18 protein-coding genes and 3 pseudogenes are annotated in these 20,512 nt (G+C 68.1%); 9 read left to right on the top strand and 12 right to left on the bottom strand.

Translation table 11 applies throughout. The features are described 5' to 3' along the window. Positions 1 to 640 precede the first annotated feature (640 nt). Positions 641 to 1,102, top strand: coding sequence for a DUF6228 family protein (locus O5O46_RS15420; RefSeq protein WP_269855995.1), 462 nt, complete (start codon positions 641 to 643; stop codon positions 1,100 to 1,102). 182 nt (positions 1,103 to 1,284) lie between these two features. On the opposite strand, the gene O5O46_RS15425 is transcribed toward O5O46_RS15420, so the two are convergent. After that, on the bottom strand, positions 1,285 to 1,656 hold the full coding sequence (locus tag O5O46_RS15425) for a LysR family transcriptional regulator (RefSeq protein ID WP_333482382.1): 372 nt from the start codon (positions 1,654 to 1,656) through the stop codon (positions 1,285 to 1,287). Positions 1,657 to 1,789: 133 nt separating this feature from the next. On the opposite strand from O5O46_RS15425, the gene O5O46_RS15430 reads away from it, so the two are divergent. Both O5O46_RS15430 and O5O46_RS15435 read left to right on the top strand, forming a co-directional pair. After that, positions 1,790 to 2,221: a tautomerase family protein gene (locus O5O46_RS15430; RefSeq protein ID WP_269855996.1), complete on the top strand. Its 432-nt coding sequence runs from the start codon at positions 1,790 to 1,792 to the stop codon at positions 2,219 to 2,221. Between the two features lie 694 nt (positions 2,222 to 2,915). Further along, positions 2,916 to 3,101: pseudogene (locus O5O46_RS15435) on the top strand (Tn3 family transposase); the annotation flags it as partial. 100 nt (positions 3,102 to 3,201) lie between these two features. Here O5O46_RS15435 and O5O46_RS15440 read toward each other — a convergent pair. The 5 genes and pseudogenes from O5O46_RS15440 to O5O46_RS35490 all read right to left on the bottom strand — a co-directional run. Then, entirely contained in the window at positions 3,202 to 3,927 is a 726-nt protein-coding gene (locus O5O46_RS15440; protein ID WP_269855997.1) for a dienelactone hydrolase family protein, read from the bottom strand. Between the two features lie 138 nt (positions 3,928 to 4,065). Then, positions 4,066 to 4,242 (bottom strand): hypothetical protein, encoded by a 177-nt coding sequence (locus tag O5O46_RS15445; RefSeq protein WP_269855998.1) that lies wholly within the window; start codon positions 4,240 to 4,242, stop codon positions 4,066 to 4,068. 268 nt (positions 4,243 to 4,510) lie between these two features. Next, positions 4,511 to 5,656 carry an RNA polymerase sigma factor gene (locus O5O46_RS15450; protein ID WP_269856124.1) on the bottom strand — a complete coding sequence of 382 codons (1,146 nt, stop codon included), beginning with the start codon at positions 5,654 to 5,656 and terminating at the stop codon, positions 4,511 to 4,513. Positions 5,657 to 5,664: 8 nt separating this feature from the next. Then, a complete protein-coding gene (locus O5O46_RS15455; RefSeq protein WP_269855999.1) occupies positions 5,665 to 6,072 on the bottom strand; it encodes a YciI family protein in 408 nt (135 codons plus the stop codon). 325 nt (positions 6,073 to 6,397) lie between these two features. Next, a pseudogene (locus O5O46_RS35490) lies at positions 6,398 to 6,580 on the bottom strand (Tn3 family transposase); the annotation flags it as partial. Positions 6,581 to 7,136: 556 nt separating this feature from the next. Here O5O46_RS35490 and O5O46_RS15460 point away from each other — a divergent pair. The 3 genes from O5O46_RS15460 (at position 7,137) to O5O46_RS15475 (ending at position 9,370) form a co-directional block, all read left to right on the top strand. Further along, positions 7,137 to 7,568, top strand: a complete 432-nt coding sequence (locus O5O46_RS15460; protein ID WP_269856125.1) for an Rrf2 family transcriptional regulator — start codon at positions 7,137 to 7,139, stop codon at positions 7,566 to 7,568. A 100-nt stretch (positions 7,569 to 7,668) separates the two neighbouring features. Beyond that, positions 7,669 to 8,424 (top strand): SDR family NAD(P)-dependent oxidoreductase, encoded by a 756-nt coding sequence (locus O5O46_RS15465; RefSeq protein ID WP_269856000.1) that lies wholly within the window; start codon positions 7,669 to 7,671, stop codon positions 8,422 to 8,424. A 634-nt stretch (positions 8,425 to 9,058) separates the two neighbouring features. Beyond that, positions 9,059 to 9,370, top strand: coding sequence for a cupin domain-containing protein (locus O5O46_RS15475; RefSeq protein WP_269856001.1), 312 nt, complete (start codon positions 9,059 to 9,061; stop codon positions 9,368 to 9,370). Positions 9,371 to 10,106: 736 nt separating this feature from the next. Here the strand turns inward: O5O46_RS15475 and O5O46_RS15485 are convergent. Both O5O46_RS15485 and O5O46_RS15490 read right to left on the bottom strand, forming a co-directional pair. Beyond that, positions 10,107 to 10,310: a hypothetical protein gene (locus O5O46_RS15485; protein ID WP_269856003.1), complete on the bottom strand. Its 204-nt coding sequence runs from the start codon at positions 10,308 to 10,310 to the stop codon at positions 10,107 to 10,109. A gap of 506 nt (positions 10,311 to 10,816) precedes the next feature. Continuing rightward, positions 10,817 to 11,677 carry a helix-turn-helix transcriptional regulator gene (locus tag O5O46_RS15490; protein ID WP_269856004.1) on the bottom strand — a complete coding sequence of 287 codons (861 nt, stop codon included), beginning with the start codon at positions 11,675 to 11,677 and terminating at the stop codon, positions 10,817 to 10,819. Between the two features lie 126 nt (positions 11,678 to 11,803). Between O5O46_RS15490 and O5O46_RS15495 the strand changes: the two genes are divergently transcribed. Then, on the top strand, positions 11,804 to 12,799 hold the full coding sequence (locus O5O46_RS15495; RefSeq protein ID WP_269856005.1) for an aldo/keto reductase: 996 nt from the start codon (positions 11,804 to 11,806) through the stop codon (positions 12,797 to 12,799). 388 nt (positions 12,800 to 13,187) lie between these two features. On the opposite strand, the gene rph is transcribed toward O5O46_RS15495, so the two are convergent. From rph to O5O46_RS35495, 3 genes and pseudogenes are all read right to left on the bottom strand, one after another. Then, on the bottom strand, positions 13,188 to 15,785 hold the full coding sequence (gene rph / locus O5O46_RS15500; RefSeq protein WP_269856126.1) for a rifamycin-inactivating phosphotransferase: 2,598 nt from the start codon (positions 15,783 to 15,785) through the stop codon (positions 13,188 to 13,190). A 534-nt stretch (positions 15,786 to 16,319) separates the two neighbouring features. Then, positions 16,320 to 16,529: a hypothetical protein gene (locus O5O46_RS15505; protein WP_269856006.1), complete on the bottom strand. Its 210-nt coding sequence runs from the start codon at positions 16,527 to 16,529 to the stop codon at positions 16,320 to 16,322. A gap of 653 nt (positions 16,530 to 17,182) precedes the next feature. Then, positions 17,183 to 17,372 (bottom strand): annotated as a pseudogene (locus tag O5O46_RS35495) (IS630 family transposase); the annotation flags it as partial. A gap of 108 nt (positions 17,373 to 17,480) precedes the next feature. Here O5O46_RS35495 and O5O46_RS15510 point away from each other — a divergent pair. Together O5O46_RS15510 and O5O46_RS15515 are read left to right on the top strand one after the other, a co-directional pair. Further along, the gene (locus tag O5O46_RS15510) at positions 17,481 to 18,074 is read left to right on the top strand and encodes a TetR/AcrR family transcriptional regulator (RefSeq protein WP_269856007.1); all 594 of its coding nucleotides are present in this window, start codon (positions 17,481 to 17,483) and stop codon (positions 18,072 to 18,074) included. A gap of 100 nt (positions 18,075 to 18,174) precedes the next feature. Further along, positions 18,175 to 19,032 (top strand): NmrA family NAD(P)-binding protein, encoded by an 858-nt coding sequence (locus O5O46_RS15515; RefSeq protein WP_269856008.1) that lies wholly within the window; start codon positions 18,175 to 18,177, stop codon positions 19,030 to 19,032. Positions 19,033 to 19,787: 755 nt separating this feature from the next. On the opposite strand, the gene O5O46_RS15520 is transcribed toward O5O46_RS15515, so the two are convergent. Further along, positions 19,788 to 20,141 carry a hypothetical protein gene (locus tag O5O46_RS15520; RefSeq protein ID WP_269856009.1) on the bottom strand — a complete coding sequence of 118 codons (354 nt, stop codon included), beginning with the start codon at positions 20,139 to 20,141 and terminating at the stop codon, positions 19,788 to 19,790. Between the last annotated feature and the right edge of the window lie 371 nt (positions 20,142 to 20,512).

Raw genomic sequence — 20,512 nt, forward strand, 5'->3', positions numbered from 1 at the left:
ACCCGCACGGTCGCTGTGAGCTCGGACGGCCGCAGGTGCCGATCTCGGAATGGCGCGAAGCTTGATCTTCAACCGTTCGCCTTGAACGGCACCCCGGACGTGATCATTCGGATCGTTAACTGCCCTATACGTGGGTGGACTTCGACTGATGCTGTGCTCTGACCAACGGACGCACACGCAACCAGCACGAAAGCCGTAGGCACGAGTCTGCTCCACCCCTCGGGTTCCACAGGACCCATTGCCTGAACTGTCACTCCTTCGAGGTAACTTCCGCTCATGCCTGACCAGGGGCTGGCTCGATTGTTCGAGTTGGCTAACGCGGGGCGTGCGTAGGCTGACCGGTGCGGTATGGGCTGGAGGGCTCGCAGAAGAGCCCCACGCTGGCTTGACGTGAGGCCAAGCTCCCATACCGGGAAGTTTGCGCTCTGGGGCGTGAGACCACAGGGAAGAGCGCCGCCTCGGCGGCACCCTCGACGACCAGTACGGCTCGGGCGAGCACAGCGTGCGCTATTACGCCGCCGGGCGGGCGCCGTCCTGAAGCCACCCTGATCCATCTCGCCGACCCCGTGGACTCCGGACGCCTCCCTAACCAGCACAAATCGCCATGACGGGCAAGCCGCGAACGTCTACTCTCCAGTGAATGACCGAACACGGACTTGAACATCTCGCATCCCCCGAAGTCATCGTTCGCCACCAGGACGACCCGGGCACCCAGGTCAGGCTCTGCGACCGATACTTCCCCGATGAGCACGGCATCGGCTTTGCGGTGGAAATCCGTGCGGACGGGCTGCAGGCTCGCCTTGATTCGATCGAAACCTGGGTGTGGGACCACAAGCCCTTGACCGACTTTCTTGACGGTCTCGCTGCTGACTTTCGTGGCTGGGACGGCGAACGCACCTGGAGCACCAATCACCTCGTGCTGCGAGCCGTCTTCAATTCCGGTGGCCACGTCGCCCTGACCTGGACACTCATACCCTGGACCACCCGGCAGGACGCGTGGGAAGCTTCCGTGACCACCTGGCTGGAGGCGGGTGAGGAGATGTCCGCGCTCGCAGCTGACCTGCGGGAGTTCCTTACAGCAGAGGATGTTGCTCGTGGCTGATCTGCAACTGACCTGGACGCTCTGCGGACACGGCTGCGCCGACTGCCATGTAGTCGACGAGCGGGCAGAGGTGGAGGTCACCGCCTCGTATATCACCCAGGCCCCCGAGGACTTTCTGGCAGCAGTCACCAGGGTTGTCGCCGACGAGCCTCGAGCCGTTCGTTGGCCAGGAGCTGTGCGAGTTAGCGCTGCTTGAGTGGCGGCCAGCGGACCGTGACCTGGCAGATGGAACGCAGCGCGGTGAGGGCGCGCGGCAGGAGCAGTGCTCCCGCGCTGGGGAACGTGCCGAGGCGCGCGACATGGCGCTCGGGGGAGCCCTCGCAGTTTCCGTTCGGCCGCGGCGACGGCGTCCAGTGCCACACGGCGTGCCGCAGCAGTGCCTGACCGGTCGCTGTAAGGGAGACGCCGCAGGGGCGGCGGCCGAACAGCTTCACCCCGGCCGCTTGTTCGCGTGTGGAGATCCGTCGGGTGCTAGCGGATTGGGGATAGAGGAGTTCTGCTGCGGTGAGGCTGCCATGCTCTGCGACTTCGCGCAGCGCCCGCAGGCCACCAATGGGAGGCCATGAGGTTTATGCATACCCACCATGCCAGACTTTCGCTGGCTGCATGGAGCGGTTCTGCCTAGCGTTGACCGGGTCAGCAGCAGCGATTCGCGCGGCTGCGGGAGCACACATCCGAGGAGCACCCATGCCGTTCGTGGAGATATACCTACGCAAGGGCAAGACGCCGGAGTACCGCAAGGCCGTGTCCGAGGCGGTCCACGCTTCGATGAGAGAGGTATTTCAGATTCCCGAAGACGACTTCTTCCACGTAGTGCACGAGATGGAGCCCCGCGACATCCTTCAGGCCCCGACGTTCTTCGGCGTCGAGCGCAGCGCTGACTCGGTGATCATCCGGATGACCTTCAACCACCGGCCCGCGGGGCAGAAGGCCGCTCTGTTCGAAGCGGTCGCCGACCACCTAGTGGCCGCACCGGGGATGCGCCGCGAGGATGTCCTGCTGACTGTCTTGGAGACCGCCGCGGAGAACTGGTGGGCGCAGGGGCGGCTCATCGACCCAGAGTCCGGGTTCGACGTCCGGATGAGTCCCGAGGCCATGCAGGCGGGACGTATCGGCTGACCCACCGTGAAGTGGAAGACGCCGGATGTCGGGCGTGGTGCGGGCCGGATCAGCTGACAGTTCGCGGGGGACACCGGTGAGTGAGGGTTCCGGACCCATGGTGACCTGACACCGGCTCACCTGTGCTAGACCGGGTGGGCACCCTCGATAAGAGGATGCCCACCCCGCCTCTTCGGCAAGTTCGGGATTCTCCGCTCCCGTGCGTCGCGGCCGTATCGCAGGGTAGCGGGCCGCTCCCAGCAGTGTCAGCGTCGCGCGGACGGTACCGTGCTCGACTTCCCAACCACCCCACTCGCACCAACGGCGGCTGCGCTCCAGCATCATCTGCCGAGCGGCCTCGGCGAGCATTGCCCAGAAGTCCAGGGTCACAGGATGGGCATCCGCGATCTCAATGAGCACGTCGAGCGCCATCTCCCACTCCTGGAGCTCGATGTCCTTACGAACATCCCCGACCGCCTGGCCGTTGTCTGCTACGGCGTCTTCGGGCAGTCAGTCGACAGTCCGCCGCAGAAGTGTGAACGCATCATCCATGTGATGGGTTGTCACCTGGTCCCGGGTGCCCTGGCACAGACGACCACCAGGACGCGGTGATGCGACGCGCCCGGACACTCCACCGGCTTCAAGGTTTCTGACCACCACTTCAGTGGCTCGACTGCCAACTGCCCGCAGTGGCTGTCAGCTGGGCTGGTTCGGACAAGACCAGATCTGCGCGCTCGGCCCGGTCCTCAACGCCGTGGTGCAGTGGACCACGCGGTACATCGACGCCGCCGTGGAGCAGCTCCGTGCCGAAGGCCACGAGATCCGCGACGAGGACGTCGCCCGGCTCTCCCCGCTCAAGCACAAGAACCTCAACGTGCTCGGCCGCTACAGCTTCACGCCACTGCCTCGGCTGGCAGCGCCCTGCACTGCTGCGCGACTGGACTCGCCGGAGCTGGACGAGGACGACGTCGGGCAGGAGAGAGCGCCAGGAGTTTGCCAGATCACTCCGTTACGGGGATGCACTCGGCGAGCAGGTCGACGATGTCGCGCCAGGCTCGCTGTGCGTGCTGTGGGTGGTAGCCGACGCCGGAGGGCACGGGGTGGTCGACCGGTGGGTGGTGGAAGGCGTGCAGGGCTCCGCCGTAGACCACGAGGCGCCAGTCGACGCCCGCCGCCTGCATCTCGGCGGTGAACGCCTCCCGTTGCGCGGGCGGCATGATCGGATCCTCCGACCCGACTCCGGCCCATACGGGGCAGCGAATGCGCGCCGACTCGCCAGGTCGGCCCGTGGTCAGTGCGTTGACTGTCCCGATCGCGCGCAGGTTGACGCCGTGTCGCCCGAGTTCCAGCGCGATTGCGCCCCCGGTGCCGTAGCCCACGGCGGCGATCCGGTCGGGGTCGGCCCGCGGTTCGGCACGCAACACGTCGAGCGCTGCGTGGCCGATGCCCCGCATCCGGTCGGGGTCGGCGAGCAGTGGCATGCAGCGGGCCAGCATTTCCTCGGGGTCGCCCAAATAGCGTCCGCCGTGGAGGTCAAAGGCCAGCGCCACGTATCCCAGTTCAGCCAGGGCGTCGGCTCGGCGGCGCTCGACGTCGCTGAGTCCCATCCCCTCGGGCCCGATCAGGACTGCGGGCCGACGGTCGACACCGGCGGGGAGTGCGAGGTGCCCGATCATCGTTAGGGCGTCGGCCGGGTATTCGACCGTACGCGTTGTGATCGTCGTCATGAGACTGGACGGTAGTGACCGTCGAGCCCCGTCGGGCCGGTGTTCACCGCTGGCAGACGGTGGTCTGTCCCGGTCCCGGCTGCACCACTACGTGCACGGGCCGCCTGTCGGCAAGCCTTTTGACGGGCCGGCAGGTACTCAGACGGCTTGGAGGACGGTGAGGGCGGCGTCTACGACCGGCGGAGCGAAGGCGCTCAGGAGGCGCGGGTTGGGCAAGGACGAGAAGGAAATCGTCAGTTCGCCGCGGTCTTCGCCGTCTTTGCGTAGGGCGTGGTCGTCGATGAGCAGGACGGTGGCCGGCCCGAGGTCGGCCATGGGGTTGTAGGTGGTTGCGCGTTGTACCGGCTGCGACTGTTCCTGCTCCAGTGCCGTGCGGACGACCGCCGCCCATGGTCCGTCGAAGAGTTCGTGAAGTCGAGCGTCGCTTTGTGGGCGTCACCACGCCTCCAGCGCGCATGTCGTCGCGGCTGGATTTCCCTGTCGGCAACGCGTTGGGCAGCTTGGCTTGACCCGCCTACTCCCTGTGAGGCGACCGCTCTGGCCACGGGCGCGCCCAGTGCTGCGGGAATCCGAGCGCGACCCGTCAGCGACATCGGCGGGCGTTGAGCCGGGCGGCCTGGCGCGTCAGGTGGTCGCGTTCGGCGAGGTTGGGTGCCTTGTGGGCCGCCTCGGTGTACAGCCGTTCCGCCGTCGCCAGGTCGCCGTCGCGCTCGTGGAGATACGCGGCCACCGCGGCGTGGCGGGGCAGTGAGGCATCCAGCGCCGCGAGCGCCGCCAGGCCGGCGCGCGGTCCGTCCGCCTCCCCGACGGCGACCGCGCGGTTGAGCCGGACGACCGGGCTGTCGGTCAGGCGCATGAGCTCGTCGTACCACTCGACGATCTGCACCCAGTCGGTCTCCTCGGCGGTGGGCGCGTCGGCGTGGAGGGCGGCGATGGCGGCCTGGGCCTGGAACTCGCCCAGCCGGTCGCGGGCGAGGGCCGCTTGCAGGATCTCGACCCCCTCGGCGATCGACTCGGTGTCCCACCTGCCGCGGTCCTGCTCGGCGAGCGGTACCAGGCTGCCGTCCGGCGCGGTCCTACTGGCACGCCGGGCGTGGTGGAGCAGCATGAGGGCGAGCAGCCCCGCCGCCTCGGGGTGGTCGATCGAGGCCGCGAGCTGCCGGGTGAGCCGGATGGCCTCGGCGGCGAGGTCGACGTCACCGGAGTACCCCTCGTTGAAAACGAGGTAGAGGACGCGCAGCACGGTGGCGACATCGCCGGGCTGGTCGAACCGGACACCGGAGACCGTGCGCTTGGCCCGGCTGATGCGTTGCGCCATGGTCGCCTCGGGCACCAGGTAGGCCTGGGCGATCTGGCGGGTGGTCAGCCCGCCCACGGCGCGCAGCGTGAGGGCGACGGCGGACGACGGCGTCAGTGAGGGGTGGGCGCACAGGAAGTAGAGCTGGAGGGTGTCGTCCACCGCGGGCGCGGGTCCGGGTGCCGGCTCCTCGTCGAGGCGGTCCTCACGCCGGCGGCGGGCGGCATCCGAGCGGGTGGCGTCGAGGAACTTGCGCCAGGCCACGGTGACCAGCCAGCCCTTCGCGTCCCGCGGCGGGTCGGCCGCCCAAACGCGGACCGCCTCGACCAGTGCGTCCTGCACGGCGTCCTCGGCCGCCGCGAAGTCGGCTCCGCGGCGGACGAGGACGGCGAGCACGCTCGGCGTGAGGCTCCGGATCAGGGCCTCGTTCATCGATGAGGTCACTCCGTGATGGTGGGATGCGAGCCCAGGAACGGGCGCAGCTCGAGCCACTCGTGGATCGGCTTGCCGCCCGCCCCGGGGGCGGCCGACAGTTCCCCGGCCAGCTCGACGGCGCGCTCGTAGCTGTCGACGTCGATCACCATCCAGCCGGCGATGAGGTCCTTGGTCTCGGCGAACGGGCCGTCGGTGACCGGCGGGCGCCCCTCACCGTCGTACCGGACCCACGTCCCCTCGGGGGCCAGCGCCTGACCGTCGACGAACTCGCCGGTCTGCTCCAGCCGGGCCGCGAAGTCGTTCATGTACTGCACGTGCGCCGAGATCTCCTCCGGCGTCCACTTCTCCATCGGCACGTCGTTGACCGCAGCCGGCGCGCCACGGTAGTGCTTGAGCAGCAAGTACTTGGCCATCGTGTTTCTCCTCGCTGATGCGACTCATTGTGGTCGCGTTCATTGGGGGGACGGAGCCAGTCACAGGTTCTCGACATCGCCGTCCGATTTTTTTGGCTCTCGTGTATGAGCCCGGGTGAGCCGTCTCGCGGTGTCCGGGGTCCACAGCGTGGCGCGAGGGTGAGGGTTCGAAGATCGGCACCAACCAAACAACTAGGCGGTGGGGGCAGTCGGTCGACGAGAGCGCGGCGTCGTGCGCGGGCCTTTCCGTGTCCAACGACCTCGCCAGGAGCGGGTGCGTGTTCGTCGTCGACGGTGTCCGGCTCCTGGAAGGGACGCGTGCCCTGGCCGGGGCGCTGGCCTGGACGTTGAACTTGTAGCGGCCCAGGGGGTTGATGTGCCGCCCTTGAGCGGGAAGAGCCGGGCGACGTCCTCGTCCTTGATCTCGTGGACTTCGGCGGCGGAGTTGGGCGACGGCGGCGTCGAGGGAGCGGGTGTTCCACAGCACCACGGCCTTGAGGACCAGGCCAGGAGGGCGGGCTGACACGTCGGCTGAATTCCGGGCCGTCGCCAAGTCGAGGCTTCGGCAGAGCACGGACAGGACTGACGCCTTCGCTGGATGGTCCGGAAGCACCAGTAAGGAAGGTGTTGGGCAGCACAGCGATCAGGTCCCTCGGGTACGGCCCGCAGCGCCGACAATGGCCAACCGACGGCTCCTCGGCCCTCGGTCCGTCGGCCGTGCCCCAACCGAGTGCGTGGTCGATGGGGTACACGAGGGTAGGCGGCAGTTCGGGTCGCGCAGGCAGATGGGTCTACGCCAGCAGAAGAAGGGCGGGACCAGGAGCAGGCCCGCCCCCCTAGGTGCTAGTCACGCTCGGAAGACTGGTAGGGGAGGCTGAGCACCGTGCTGTCCTGCCAGCGCATCGAAGGGGGAGCCCCGAAGCATCTGACCGAGGCCGTGATCGGCCATGACCCGCGCGCGACGTGGCCGGTCCGCGCGTCCGCCCAGGAGCCGATCTGCCGGGTACTTGCCGGGAGTAGTCGTAACCTTTACAGTTACAACATGGTTGGAGGTGATGGACGGCATGAGTGCCAACAGTAGGCTGACCGTCGCCGCACACGCCCTGACCTGGATCGGGCTGTACCAGCGACGCGGCCATGAGGTCGCCACGTCTGAGCAGATCGCGACGAGCGTCAACACCAATCCCGTGGTGATCCGTCGCCTGCTGGCCCAGTTGCGCAAGGCTGGCCTGGTTGACTCGCGAAGGGGTGCCGGCGCCGGCTGGACGCTGTCGCGGGACTTGTCGACGATCACTCTGCTCGATGTCTACGAGGCGGTGGAACCGGGGCCGGTCTTCGCCCTGCACCCCGCCACGCCCGACCCCGAGTGTGTCGTGGGTCATGGCATCGCACCGGCACTGGGCGCCGTCTACGACGGGGTCGAAGCCGTTCTTCGTGCGGAGCTGGCGAGAACCACGCTTGAGAACGTGCTGCACGACGTGCTGAAAGCCACCTAATTTCGGCCGCTGGCCTCACCGGGTCGCGGCGATATAGGTGCTTGCTCTCTGCGCCCCGAATCGTAACTGCAATGGTTACATCAACCATCCGGAGAATCTCATGGGACAGCTGGACAACAAGACCGCCCTCGTGACCGGGGCCTCCACCGGCATCGGCCTGGCCGTCGCCCGCCGGTTCGCCACCGAGGGAGCCACCGTCTACCTCACCGGCCGCCGCAAGGCCGAGTTGGAGGCGGCCGTCGAACAGGTCGGCCGCGGCGCCATCGCCATCCAGAGCGACGTATCGAAACTCGACGACCTCGACCGGCTGTTTGCCGAGATCGCCGAGCGCAGCGGTCGTCTCGACGTCGTCGTGGCCAACGCTGGCGTCGGCGGCTTCGGTCCACTCGGTTCAATCACCGAGGAGGAGTACGACCGCACCACCTCCATCAACCTCAAGGGCACGGTCTTCACCGTCCAAAAGGCACTCCCGCTGCTGTCGGCCGGCGCCTCGGTGATCCTGCTCTCCTCCAGCGCGGCCCTGCGCGGCGTCCCGGGCCTGGGCGTCTACGCCGCCACCAAGGCCGCGATCCGCAGCCTCGCCCGCACCTGGGCCGCCGAACTCGCCGACCGCGGCATCCGCGTCAACGCCCTCACCCCCGGTCCCGTCGCAACCCCCGGCGGCGACGACCTGCGGGCCGCATTCCCGCAAGGCGACCAGGCCACCGCGGCGACCGAGCCCGCCACGCCGACCCCGCTCGGTCGAGCGGGCCGTCCCGACGAGGTCGCCGCCACTGCCCTCTATCTGGCCGGGGAGCAGAGCTCCTTCACCACCGGCGCGGAACTGTTCGTCGACGGCGGTGCCACCCAGCTCTAGACGAAAGCTGTTGCTCGCCACCGCCGGTCTGCCGCGTTCCTGGTTTGGGGCCACCGGTGGTGACGGGCACCTTGTGCGAAGAGCGGCACCGCATCACGACGTACCGCGGGCCGTGGAAGTCGAGCGGTCGGACTTCGGACGCTGCCCCGCCATGGCGCATGCGCCTGACGCCGACGGTGTGCGTCGAGTTGATGGAAACCTCCCACTCAATTACGCCGTCCGCGTCGGCCTTGACCTGTAACTCTTCGAGGATGCGGGCCCAGGCGCCGTCGATCTGCCGACGCCGGAGGGTCGAGTACACCGTCTCCCGCGGCCCATATCGCCCGGCCGCGTCCCGAGGCGGCGAGCCGGTCCCAGTCAGCGCCATCGGCGGCAGTAGCGAACTCCAGCCGCTCCCACCGGTGTCGGTCAGGTCCCGACCACAGCAAGATCGTTTCGCCGCCGCATCCGGCGTTCCGCACGCCACTCGCCGGCATCACAATCGCGGAGGGGCCACGTCGGGGAGGTTTTACCCAACGGTCGACCAGCGGTGGGCCGCCGTGTCGTAACGTCGCTGCCCCCCTTGATCACGATCGCGGACGTCTCCGGCGGCTCATTCGGCCCTTCGGCGAGGCGGCCCGCCAGGAGGCATGCCATGAACTTTGTCGACATACGGAGAACGGCCGCGCAACTGCCGGACGACTGGAACTCGCTCCTGCTCGCGCAGGTCGCGAGCACAGCGGTGAAAGTGCTGCGGATGGACGGACGCCCCTCGGTATCGGAATCCCATGACACAGCGGAAGCACTGCTGGTAGTGGACGGCACACTGCACCTGGTGGCCGACGGCATCGAGATCGAAGTACGCGCGGGGGAGATGTACGTCGTCGAGGCGGGGGTAGAGCATGCCGTCCACCCGGGCAGTCAAGGCGCGCTCGTCATCATCGAACACACTTCAAACGCGGCCTAGCGCAGGTTGCGGGTCGGGGCTGGCGATGCTGCCGACGTCGAGGATCCACGGTTTACGGGAGGCCGGGGTAGACCATCCTGTTCAGAGTGATATGCGGATAAGCGGGTATGGGAAGGTTCTTCCGACGGAGACACGGCCGAGAGGGGCCAACGATGTCGAAGACACCCAAGAAATCCCATCCTCCGCACGGTGAGGGCCCTACCAGGTTCAAGGAAGAAGGAACCGCTCAGCACGGCTGGGGGCCGGATATCGACGATCCCGGCCGAGACAATCCGAGCGCCCACCGCTCATTCCACCCCGACGAGTACGCCCCCAAACCTGATCGAAGCCGACCGGCCGCACCGGAGAGCGCCTCATCGAAGGGTGCACCGGAGAAATCAGGGGAAAGCCTGACCCGCGGGGCAGAGGAACAGACGACATCTGGCGAGAAGGGGATCCACGACCGAGGTCGCAAGGGTAGGTCCCAACGCCCGAGTGGCGGCAAGGACGCCTCCGCGTACACCGGGGTCGATCCGCAAGATCATCGGAAGGGCAAGAGGTAAGCAGTCCTCACCAGATGACCGGCCTCCACTGGCCCGCCGGATTACGACGGACTACGCCGGACTCGACGGCAGCCAAAACGCTGGCGCGCGGCTCACACGCCCGGCGACAGCGCAGGCTTAACTGCCCGAAACGACCGCCGGCCCAGCCTGTGGTGCGGGCTGGCGCAGCCTTCGCTTCGGTGGGTTGACTGGGTCTAGCTCCACACCTCTGGGCCGCCGCCTCGCCATTCGATCAGGTCGGGGCTGTCCAGGGCTATCTCGTCCGGGTTGATGCCAGCGCGGCGCAGGAGGTCCTCGACGTCGACGAGTGACTTCGCGACGCCGACTGGCTCGCCGAGGATGGTCATGAGGCGGCCGTCCTCCTGTGGTGGGTGCACGATGAGGGGCGGGTGCTCCATACCTCCAGCCTGCGGCGGCCGCGAGTCCAATGCAGCCGGACGGGCTACTTCTGATCTGGCTGCAACGGCGCTACCAAGGCGCACGGTGATCATGAGCTGCGGCTGCGTGTGCCTGACACGGTCTGGCTCGGCTAGACCCTGTCGAGTAGCCGAGCACTTCGGACCGGCCCGGGCCAGGATCCCTCGGCTGGCCAGGGCCTCTCGCGCGATGGCCGTCACCGATCGGGCGCGCAAACATATCGCCGCGACAGGGTGGGGCGTCGGCCTCGTCTCGTGATCGCACAGGGCCGCCGAGGGTTCGGGGTGCACGACGGGGGTTGGCGTGCGTCGATGCCAAAAACGGGGCGACCGGGTTTGCCTTCCGCTGGCTGCGGTGGAGTGCGTCGCCGATCCGGTGAAAGTCCCGGCCTCACCCGTCGGCCGCCCAGTAGTCCTGTTGTTCGGGGACGGCCACTCCGCCGACCTGACCGCCGAATACGCAGCCGATGCCCCGTGGGTCGGCCGCTTCACCGTGTGGGCGTGTCCGTTGCCCCCGTGGGGAATTCCTCGATGCCGAGTACCCGCAGCAGTTCCAGCCGCTCGCGGGTCTCGGCGTCCGCCGGGGTGAGCACCAGCAACTGCTGATCCTGGTCGGGAGTGACCAGGGTCTCGCAGTTCATCAGCAGGCGGCCCACCCGCGGGTGCACGAACGTCTTACGGTCGGCGCGCCGGACCGCCACCTCGTGCTCGGCCCACAGCCGGCGGAAGTCGGCGCTTGCGGCCTGCAACCGGTCGACGAGGCCGGTGACCGTGGGGTCTCCGGACCGCCGGCCGGTGGCCGCGCGCAGGTCAGCCACGAGCTGGCGGGCGTGGTACTCCTGTTCCTCGGGCGGGCAGACGGCGCGGGCAGCGGGGTCGGTGAACCAGCGGTACACGGTGTAGCGCCGGTCGCCGGAGAAGCCGCTGTGGTCACCCGTCAGCAGGACGGCTGCCCGGTTCTGGGCGAGGATCTGGCCCAGGTCGGACAGCACCAGGGCCGGGGTGTCGCCGAGCAGGTCGAGCATGCGTATCAGGCCGGCGCGCGCCAGGCTGGCCGCCCCGTCGGCGGGCGGAGGCTGGTGGCCGGCCAGGTGGAACAGGTGGTCACGCTCGTCCTCGGAGAGGCGCAACGCCCGGGCCAGCGCGCCGAGCAACTGGGGCGAGGGCTGACTGCTGCGGCCCTGCTCGAGGCGTACGACGTAGTCCACCGACATGCCGGCGAGCATGGCCACCTCTTCCCGGCGCAGGCCGGTGGTGCGACGGCGGGGGCCGTCGGCGAAGCCGACCTCGGCCGGGCGGATCGCCTCGCGGCGGTGGCGCAGGAATTCGGCGAGCTGCTCACGTTGCATGACCTCATCGTCCTCGCGGCGGGCGAGCCGATCCAGGGAGCGGCTCTCCCACGATGAACGCTCCTCTCCCGTACGTCGCGGCGCGGGCACAAGGTGGGAGGCAGATCGACGACGAAGGAGCACGCGATGCAGACACGAACCCTTGGCAGCAGCGGCCCGGCCGTCTCCGCGCTGGGCCTAGGTGCGATGAGCATGTCGGGCGTCTACGGCGCGGCCGACCGCACGGAGAGCATCGCCACCGTGCACGCCGCGCTGGAGGCCGGCGTCACGCTGATCGACACCGGCGACTTCTACGCCATGGGCCACAACGAACTGCTGCTCGCCGAGGCGCTGCGCGGCCGGGACCGGGACAGCTACCAGCTGAGCGTCAAGTTCGGCATGCTGCGGGGGCCGGGCCCGCAGTTCGGCGGCCAGGACAGCCGTCCCGAGGCGGTGAAGAACTTCCTGGCCTACTCGCTGACCCGGCTGGGCACCGATCACATCGACATCTACCGTCCCGCCCGGCTGGACCCGGCGGTACCCATCGAGGAGACGGTGGGCGCGATCAAGGAGATGATCGACGCCGGGTACGTGCGGCACCTCGGCCTCTCCGAGGTCGATGCGGTGACGATCCGCCGGGCGCACGCCGTGCACCCGGTCGCCGACCTGCAGATCGAGTACTCGCTGATCTCCCGCGCGGTGGAGGCCGAGATCCTGCCTACGCTGCGGGAGCTCGGCATCGGTCTGACCGCGTACGGCGTCCTCAGCCGCGGCCTCATCTCCGGGCACTGGACGGCTGGGCGCAGCGCCGACCCCGCCGACAGTCGCAGCCACAGTCCCCGATTCTCCAGTGGAAACGTCGAACACAACCTCGCTCTCGTGGAGGCTCTGCGCCAGGTTGCCGAAGCGAAGGGGTGTACCGTCGCCCAACTGGCCATCGCCTGGGTGGCCGCACAGGGCGAGGACATCGTGCCGCTGGTCGGCGCTCGCACCCGCGAGCGGCTGGCCGAGGCGCTGCCCGCGTTGGAGCTGAACCTGACCGCGGATGACCTCGTCGAGATCGAGAAGGCGGTGCCGCCGGGCGTGGCGCGCGGCGACCGATACCCGTCCGCGTTCATGTCCAGTCTGGGCGTGGGGAATTGAGCCCAGCTCTCCGGCGGGGCCCGCGCCGGAGGCTGGCTGCCGCGGTCCGCACCTATGTGGGCACAGCCCGGAGGCATCGGAGGTGCTGGGTGCCTCGACCCACCGGTGGGCCAAGCAGTTCCTTGAGCTGATGTGCGGGCTGGCCCCGGCAAGCAGTTCCGCAGTGACGAACCCGCGCTGCCCATGCCCCAGTGGTCCGCTCGGTAGGCCCGTGTTTCACAGGTGGTCGCCTGTGAAACACGCGAGCGTCCGACGGTTCACCACCCAACCACACCGGCAGTCCCACCAACACCGCAGCACTGCACTGCAAAGCCCATGAAACAAGAGGGCGTTGAAGGCGAGAATGACCCCGGTCGGAAGCTACGGGTGGGCTTCTCAGTGTGGTTGGTCAAGGCAGGATCTCGATGTACCCGTCTGTTCCGTGCAGGCGGATCCGCTGCCCGTCCCGGATCAGCCGGGTTGCCTGCTCCACGCCCACGACGGCCGGCAAGCCGTACTCCCGGGCGATCACTGCGCCATGGGTCATCAGGCCTCCCACCTCCGTCACCAGGCCCGCGATTCCGACGAACAGCGGCGACCAACTGGGGTCCGTGAAGGTCGTCACCAGGATGTCGCCCGCTTCGAGATCGGCCTCCGCCATGTCAAGGATGACGCGGGCCCTTCCCTCGATGGTCCCGGCGGAGACCGGTAGGCCGATCAGGGCGCCGGCCGGCACGTCGTCGCGCCGGTACGCCCCGGTGACGGCCTCACCATCCGATGTGAGCACCCGGGGCGGTGTGAGCGCGTGGTACGAGCGGAACGCGTCCTTGCGCTGCTGGATGAGCTGGTAATCCACCCGGTTCGAGCGCACGACGTCGTGGAGTTCCTGGAACGTGAGGTAGAAGATGTCCTCCTTCTCACGAAGCACGTTGGCCTGCACGAGGCGCTCGGCCTCCTCCAGCAGCGCCCGCTTGTAGACGAAGTAGCGGCTGACGATGCCGTACTTGGGGTACTCCCGGTACCCGATGAAGGTTCTGACCCGGTCGATCATCCGCTTGGCCTCGCCGGCCTTCTGGCCCCCGTCCGGCAGGGCACGCAAGCGTGACAGCACCTCCTGTTCCTTCTTCTGCGCCTTCTGCCGCCCTTGCTCGAAGCGCCGCTCGGCGGCGCCCGGCTCGAAGTTCCGGACGTTGTCGAGGATCACGGGCACGAGCGTGGTGGGGCGCTCGCGCCAACGTGGCCTCGTGATGTCGATCTCGCCGACGCAGCGCATGCCGTACCGGTCGAGGTAGGCCTCGATGGCGTCGCGCGCTTCGGGCCCGCCCGCGAGCTTCGCCAGCTCGTCCAGGAAGCCCTCGTCCTCGACGCCCTGCAGGAACGCCACCACCTCCGGATGCGGGCGGATCACGTCCGCGACGTCGAGCAGCGCCAGTCCCATCTCCGATGTGACGTTGTCGGGGGCCGACAGCGTTAGCGTGTCAGCCGCATTCTTCTCGCCCAGCCACTCCTGAAGCTTGTCGTTTAGCCACCACGTGGCCTCCATCCCCGCCATGATCGCCTGAAGGTTCAGCGGGTCACTGAGGACTCGCTTGTGCTCCTCGAAAGCCTCCAGCAGGAAGTCAAACAACGCCGGTCCGGTCTTCGTCCGGATGTCGCGCTCCAGGGCGGCGATGGACGCCTGGCTGCGCTCGATCAGCTCGGTGACGATGGCTGGATCGGTCTCGATCGGGGCGGACGCGCCGCGGGCCGACGGCCCGCCGGGACCCGCGTCCGGGAGCGACGGGACGAAGTCGTCGCGATCGAGGACGGTCTCCAGAGCGTCCCTGGTCAGCGGATCGCCTCTCCCCATGACGTCCAGGAGGCCGACACGGCTCGCGGGCGAGGCCAGGCGCCGGGTGACGTCGACGAACAGCCTCCCGCCGGCCTCGTGCATCGGCACCATGGCCGTCAGCTGCCACATGGAGAGCCCCAGGGGCTTCATGGGGTCGGTCATCATCTGCTGATGACCGACGGAGACGTAGACGTGATTGTCCTGGTCGCCAGTCTCGGGGATGGGGAACAGCGTCGTGATCGGTCGGCTCTGAACGATCCGGAAGTCATCGTCGACCAGGCACCATTCGATGTCCTGCGGGCGGCCGAAGTGCGCTTCGATCCGCCGCCCCAGCTGCACAAGCCGCACTACCTGCGCATCCGTCAGCGCCGGCTGCTCCTGCCGCTGCGATTCGATCGCCACTTCCTGCGTACCGCCAGCCAGCCGGGCGTGAACGGCACGCTGTTTGGCGGCGATCGACTTGGCGACGACTTCGCCGTGTCGCACCTTGAAGACATCCGGGTTCACCAGGCCGGAGACCAGGGCCTCGCCGAGGCCGAAGCTGGCGTCCACAGTGGCGACCTTCCGGTTGCCCGTGACGGGGTCGGCCGTGAACAGGATGCCGGCCGCCTGCGGGAAGACCATCTGCTGCACGACCACGGCCATGTGGACCGTACGGTGGTCGATGCCGTTCCGCTGGCGGTAGGTCACGGCCCGCTCGGTGAACAGCGAGGCCCAGCACCGGCTGACGTGCTGGAGGATCGCCGTCGGCCCCACGACGTTCAGGTACGTGTCCTGCTGGCCGGCAAAGGAGGCCGTCGGCAGGTCCTCTGCCGTCGCGCTGGATCGGACGGCGTAAGCGGCTTGCTCGCCGAGCTGGGCGAGCGCACGGGTGATGGCCGCCGCGAGATCGCCCGGGATGGCAATCCCTTCGATGGTCCGACGAATCTGCGCGCTGAGCGTGCGGATCGCCTCCCGGTCGTCCGGGTTCAAGCGCGACAACTGATCGAGCCGATCGTCGATCGACGGCGCTTCCGCCATGATCCGCCGGAAGGCGCCCGTCGTCACGCAAAAGCCACCCGGCACGCGGATGCCTTCGATCCGCGACAGCGCGCCCAGGTGCGCGCCCTTGCCGCCAACGACTGCGACCTGCGTCTGGTCAACCTCTTGAAGATCCAACACGTACTGCTCAGTCATTGCGATACCTGCCGGGCAGCCGTGCTCCGTTGCACCGCCGTGGCCGATCGAATCACCGGCGCCTCCAACTCCGTCGAACCTCTTGTCGAGCACGTCCTCATCCCTGGTTGCCTTCCCTCTGACGAGTCGGTCGGCCGCTCCGCCCAGTCGGGCGCGCACCCCCGCACTCCGCGCCGACCACCCGCAACTGCACTGCCGGTCCCACCACTGGCTCGACATCACCGCGTCCCCCATACGTCCACACGCACGTCGTGCCCCATTTCCGCAGGTTGTGGCATCGGCCGACGATTCTGCGCCCTGACCCGGGCCTTGCCGCAAGCCCCCCAGTGCGCTATAAGTTGAGAGTGGCAAGGAGAGAGAGTTCTCCTTGCCTTTGCCTTTTGCCGTCCAATGGAACTGACAAGCTTCTCGCGAAGCGGTGGCGCGCCGCATACGGGCGGGTACGAGTCGTTGGCCCAGCCGGATGTCCCATCGGCCTACGTATGCAGTCGCGGAACGGACCGGGGCGCTAGGGAACGCTGCCCAAGCGCCGTTTCAGAATCCTTCGCCGTCCAGGTGTGTGTTCAGGCGATGGCCGAGGTTGCTGACCCACTCCTGCGCCCAGGGTCTGAGTTCCGTGATCTGGTCCTCGGCGAGTCCGTAGGCGGCGAACTCCTCGTCGTCGTACCACCCGGCGCCGACGAGGCGGTCGCGGAGGTCGCGGGGGCGGAACCAGGGCCCAGCGAAACGGTACCGAACACCCACCGAGGAGGAGTGGGACGCTTTCCTCGCACACACCCGTTGACTGCACCGCGTCAAGGTCAATGACTGGGCTGGACGCCTGGTTTGGTGGAAGGACGTGGTGTGGTGGAGGACATGCGGCGGGCATTGGCAGAGGGGCAACGATCCGTTCCGGGGGTGGGCGCTGTGGTCCAGGGCGAGACGTCGGACCTGCCGTTCTTGGTCGTGGACGGCGATGGGGGAGCGATTGGAGCCGGTCGCCGCATACTTGCGGGATCTCATGCTCGGTGACGCGAACTCATTAACGTGCCGCAACTACGGGTTTGACCTGTTGCGGTGGCACCCGCTGTTGTGGTTCCTGGGATCGCGTGGGACCGGGCGACCGAAGCTGACGTCGCGACCATGGTGGCCTGGCTGCGGGCGGCCCGCACTCCGCAGCGGCGGCGCAGCCGTCCGGGCTCGCCACCGGTGGGGTCAGTGGACCTCAAGACGGGCAAGCCGTCCCTTCGGGCTGACTCTGCGCCGAGGACGAACAATCATGCTTTGACTGTGGTGCATGGCTTTTGCGCCTTCCATGGTCGCTTCGGCGCGGGGCCGGTGGTAAATCGGTGCCGGTCTCGGCGCAACGTCGGCAGGTGTTGGCCCACCGAAGTCCGTTGGAGCCGGTCCGGGCAGCACACGATCTCGACGATCCGGGCCAGCGTCCAGCACTGGTCACTCCAGCCGCACGCGGCCGGACCGGCATCCAACTCCGCCTCAGGGGCACGGAGTTGACCCGGATCGAGCTGGCAGCGGGCAACGACAGGGCCCTTGGAAGTCAAGGCCTGCCGATCGCCCGAAGCTGGCGCTGCGCCGCCAGCGGTTCGAGCGTCGGGGTGGGTTGGCCGGTGTGACCAAACCGAGGTTGATCTCTGAAGCACTCAGGCATACATTTAATTACGTACCCGTTTCGTTTCATAAATGAGGGAGGTGAGTATGCCTGATACCCGCGACGCGGAGCCTGCTCGGGGCAGACCGCGCGACGTCGGCCGGGACCTGGCGATCCTCGACGCGACGCTGAGACTGCTGGTAGAGGTCGGATACGACCAGTTGTCCATCGAGTCGGTCGCGGCCGAAGCCGGAGTGGGCAAGCCCACGGTCTACCGGCGCTACGCAGGCAAGGCCGAGCTGGTGGCCGCGGCGGTCGAGCACCGCGCGGCGAGCGTTCCGCCCGCGACTCGGACCGGCGATCTCCGGCAGGCCCTGCTGCAGACCGTGGGGTGGCTGGCCGAGCAGATCGCCGAGCAGGAGATCGGGTTGCTCGGCGCTCTGTTCACGGGCATGCGCAGCGATCCGGACCTGGCGGCGGAAATGCGGCGGATCCTGCGACGCGACGAAGCGGCAATGACCGAGCAGCCATTCGGCGGTGTGCAGGGCGAACACCTCGTCCCTGGAGCGGCCGGACTGTTCGCCGAGATCGTTCCGGCGCTCGTCGTGCACCGGCTCGTGTTCGTCGGGGAGCCCAGCGACCAGAGCTTCGTCGAGCACATCGTCGACGACATTCTGCTGCCGCTGCTACAGCGCCGATGAGCGGTGGAGAGACCCCCTTGTCCGGCCTGACGGCTGGCGGAATCCATATATCGGTGCGGACGGTTCGGTATCGATCCTCGACACAACGGAGGCAACAATCATGATCGTCATTACCGGCGCGACCGGCGCCCTGGGCGGCGCCACCGTCGAGCACCTGCTTGAGCGCATCCCCGCAGACCGGATCGGCGTCAGCGTCCGCGACGTCGCCAAGGCGCAGCATTTCGCCGACCGCGGCGTGCGCGTACGGCGCGGCTCTTACGACGACCCGGCCGCGCTACGCGACTCGTTCGAGGGCGCCGAACAGGTACTGCTGGTCTCCCAGAACGACCCCAGCGGCGACGGAATTGGCTTGCACCGCAACGCGATCGAGGCCGCGGTCGCCGCGGGCGCACAGCGCATCTTGTACACCAGTCACCAGAATGTACACAGCGAAAGCCCGTTCGCCCCGGCGCACGAGCACTCCGCCACCGAAGCGCTGCTCGCGGAGTCAGGGGTAGCCTGGACGTCACTTCGCAACGGGTTCTACGCGCACAGCCTCGACTGGCTGCTCGGCCCCTGGCAGCAGACCGGCGTCATCGCCGCACCGGCCGATGGGCCCGTCTCCTGGACCGACCGCGCGGATGCGGCCGAAGCCGCCGCGATCATCCTCACCGGACAGCACCCCTTCGACGGCCCCGTCACGCTCACCGCACGCCGCGCCGTCACCTTCGACGACATCGCCACGACCGCAGGCGAACTCACCGGCCGTGACATCACCCGAGTCGTCGTAGACGACGAGCAGTGGCTCGCCGACCGGATCGCCGCCGGCACACCCGAGACGATGGCCTACATGCTGCTGTGGTTCTTCCACGCCGCGCGAAGCGGCCACTTCGCCGAAACCGGCCCGCTGCTGGCCGAACTCCTGTGCCGCGAACCACGCACGGTCGCCGATCTCCTCACCGACCGGATCAGCGCCTGAGTTTCGGACTCGATATGGTCGCGCTCAACTCGGCTACTCAATCAAGGCCGCGGAGTGCGCACGGACCACGGCAGCACCCCCGCATCACTGCCGGCGCAAACCGCGCCTACCTGTTCTCCGGTGAGCTCACTCCGGCCACTGTCCCGGCCGACGGTGAGACGCTCTTGGGCGCGGTCACCGTTGGCTGAACGAAGCAGCGGCATTGTGTAGTTCAGGGCACGGATTCGGGTTTTGCATAGTACGGTCTGCGGTCGTGATGGACGATCGCGAGCCCGAGCGAGGTCGTCCCCGTCTCCTACCGTCACGCCCCGTCCACGCGGCACCAGCTGAGAGTGCTGTACGCCGAGCGGCGAAGGGCTCCTACGAGCACTACCAGCAGCAGGAAGCCGCAGAACTGAAGAAGAACATCATCCAGATCTGGCCCACCCCACCCCGTAAACGCGGTGGCGGAGGGTGAGTATCACGAATGCCTCTCCCGGTGTAGTTGCTCACCGCTGACCGCTGCTGTGGGTTCTGGTGCCGTCCGCAGTGAATAACGTGACTGTGGCGCGAGGACGGTCAACGCCACGGTGAACTGCGGTTCCCCCCGATGGTGATCGCATCCCGGTTGAGGCCAGTGATGGGCTTGACATCGGCTCACCGGTACGCGCGACGACCAACTCGCCAGGGAGAACGAACGGTTACCGCCAGCCGCGCGGGAGGGACTGGCGTCGAACGCCGGCCTCGCGCCGTCACCTTGTGGGACTCAATCGCTGTCAGCCGCGAAGGTGGTAGCTGTAGGCGAATCCGGACGGGTTGCACACGCCGAGCTGGTTTCTGGTCTGGTCAAAGGTGAAACCGGGCGGAACGGAGCAGGCCCAGATGTTGTTTTGTGGTGCGCGAAGGTGGTAGCTGTAGGCGAAGCCGGATGGGTTGCACACGCCGAGCTGGTTGGCCACGCGGTCGTAGGTGTAGCCGGGGGGAACGGAGCAGGCCCAACTGTTGTCGAGGTTGGCGGGCTTCGCCTGAGCCGCAGGCGCGAACCATACTGTGCATAGGGCGACGAGTGCGCAGAGCGCTGACGAGGCCGCTGCCGTGGGTCTGAGATGCGGGCGGGTGCGTAGGCGCATCAGGTGCCTCCTGTGAGAAGCCGACAGCCGTCCTCATGACGGCTGACCCTGCCCGCAACATATGCGGCTGCCGGCGTGTTCTTGGAGAGTCATATGGGCCATCCTTGGTGAGGCGTCGGGAGCCCAAGCCGATGGTGCGGACGGTGTTGCGCGGTCCGGAGGGCCTCGTCCTCGTGGGACGCTCGGTGGGCGAAGGACGCTGCGGGCAAGCCGGTGCTCACCAGCTACCAACTGGACGGCAACCCCCTCGTGCCAAGGCGCGCGGAAGCACCGACTGCTACCTCCGGCCTGCCATCGCTCAGCCCACGGAGAATTCTCCGGAGCGGGCGTCGAGAACCACGGGATCAACTCGCCCAGGTGGGAGCGTAGTT

The organism is Streptomyces sp. RPT161, assembly GCF_027533845.1.
Classification (GTDB): Bacteria; Actinomycetota; Actinomycetes; order Streptomycetales; family Streptomycetaceae; genus Streptantibioticus_A; species Streptantibioticus_A silvisoli_A.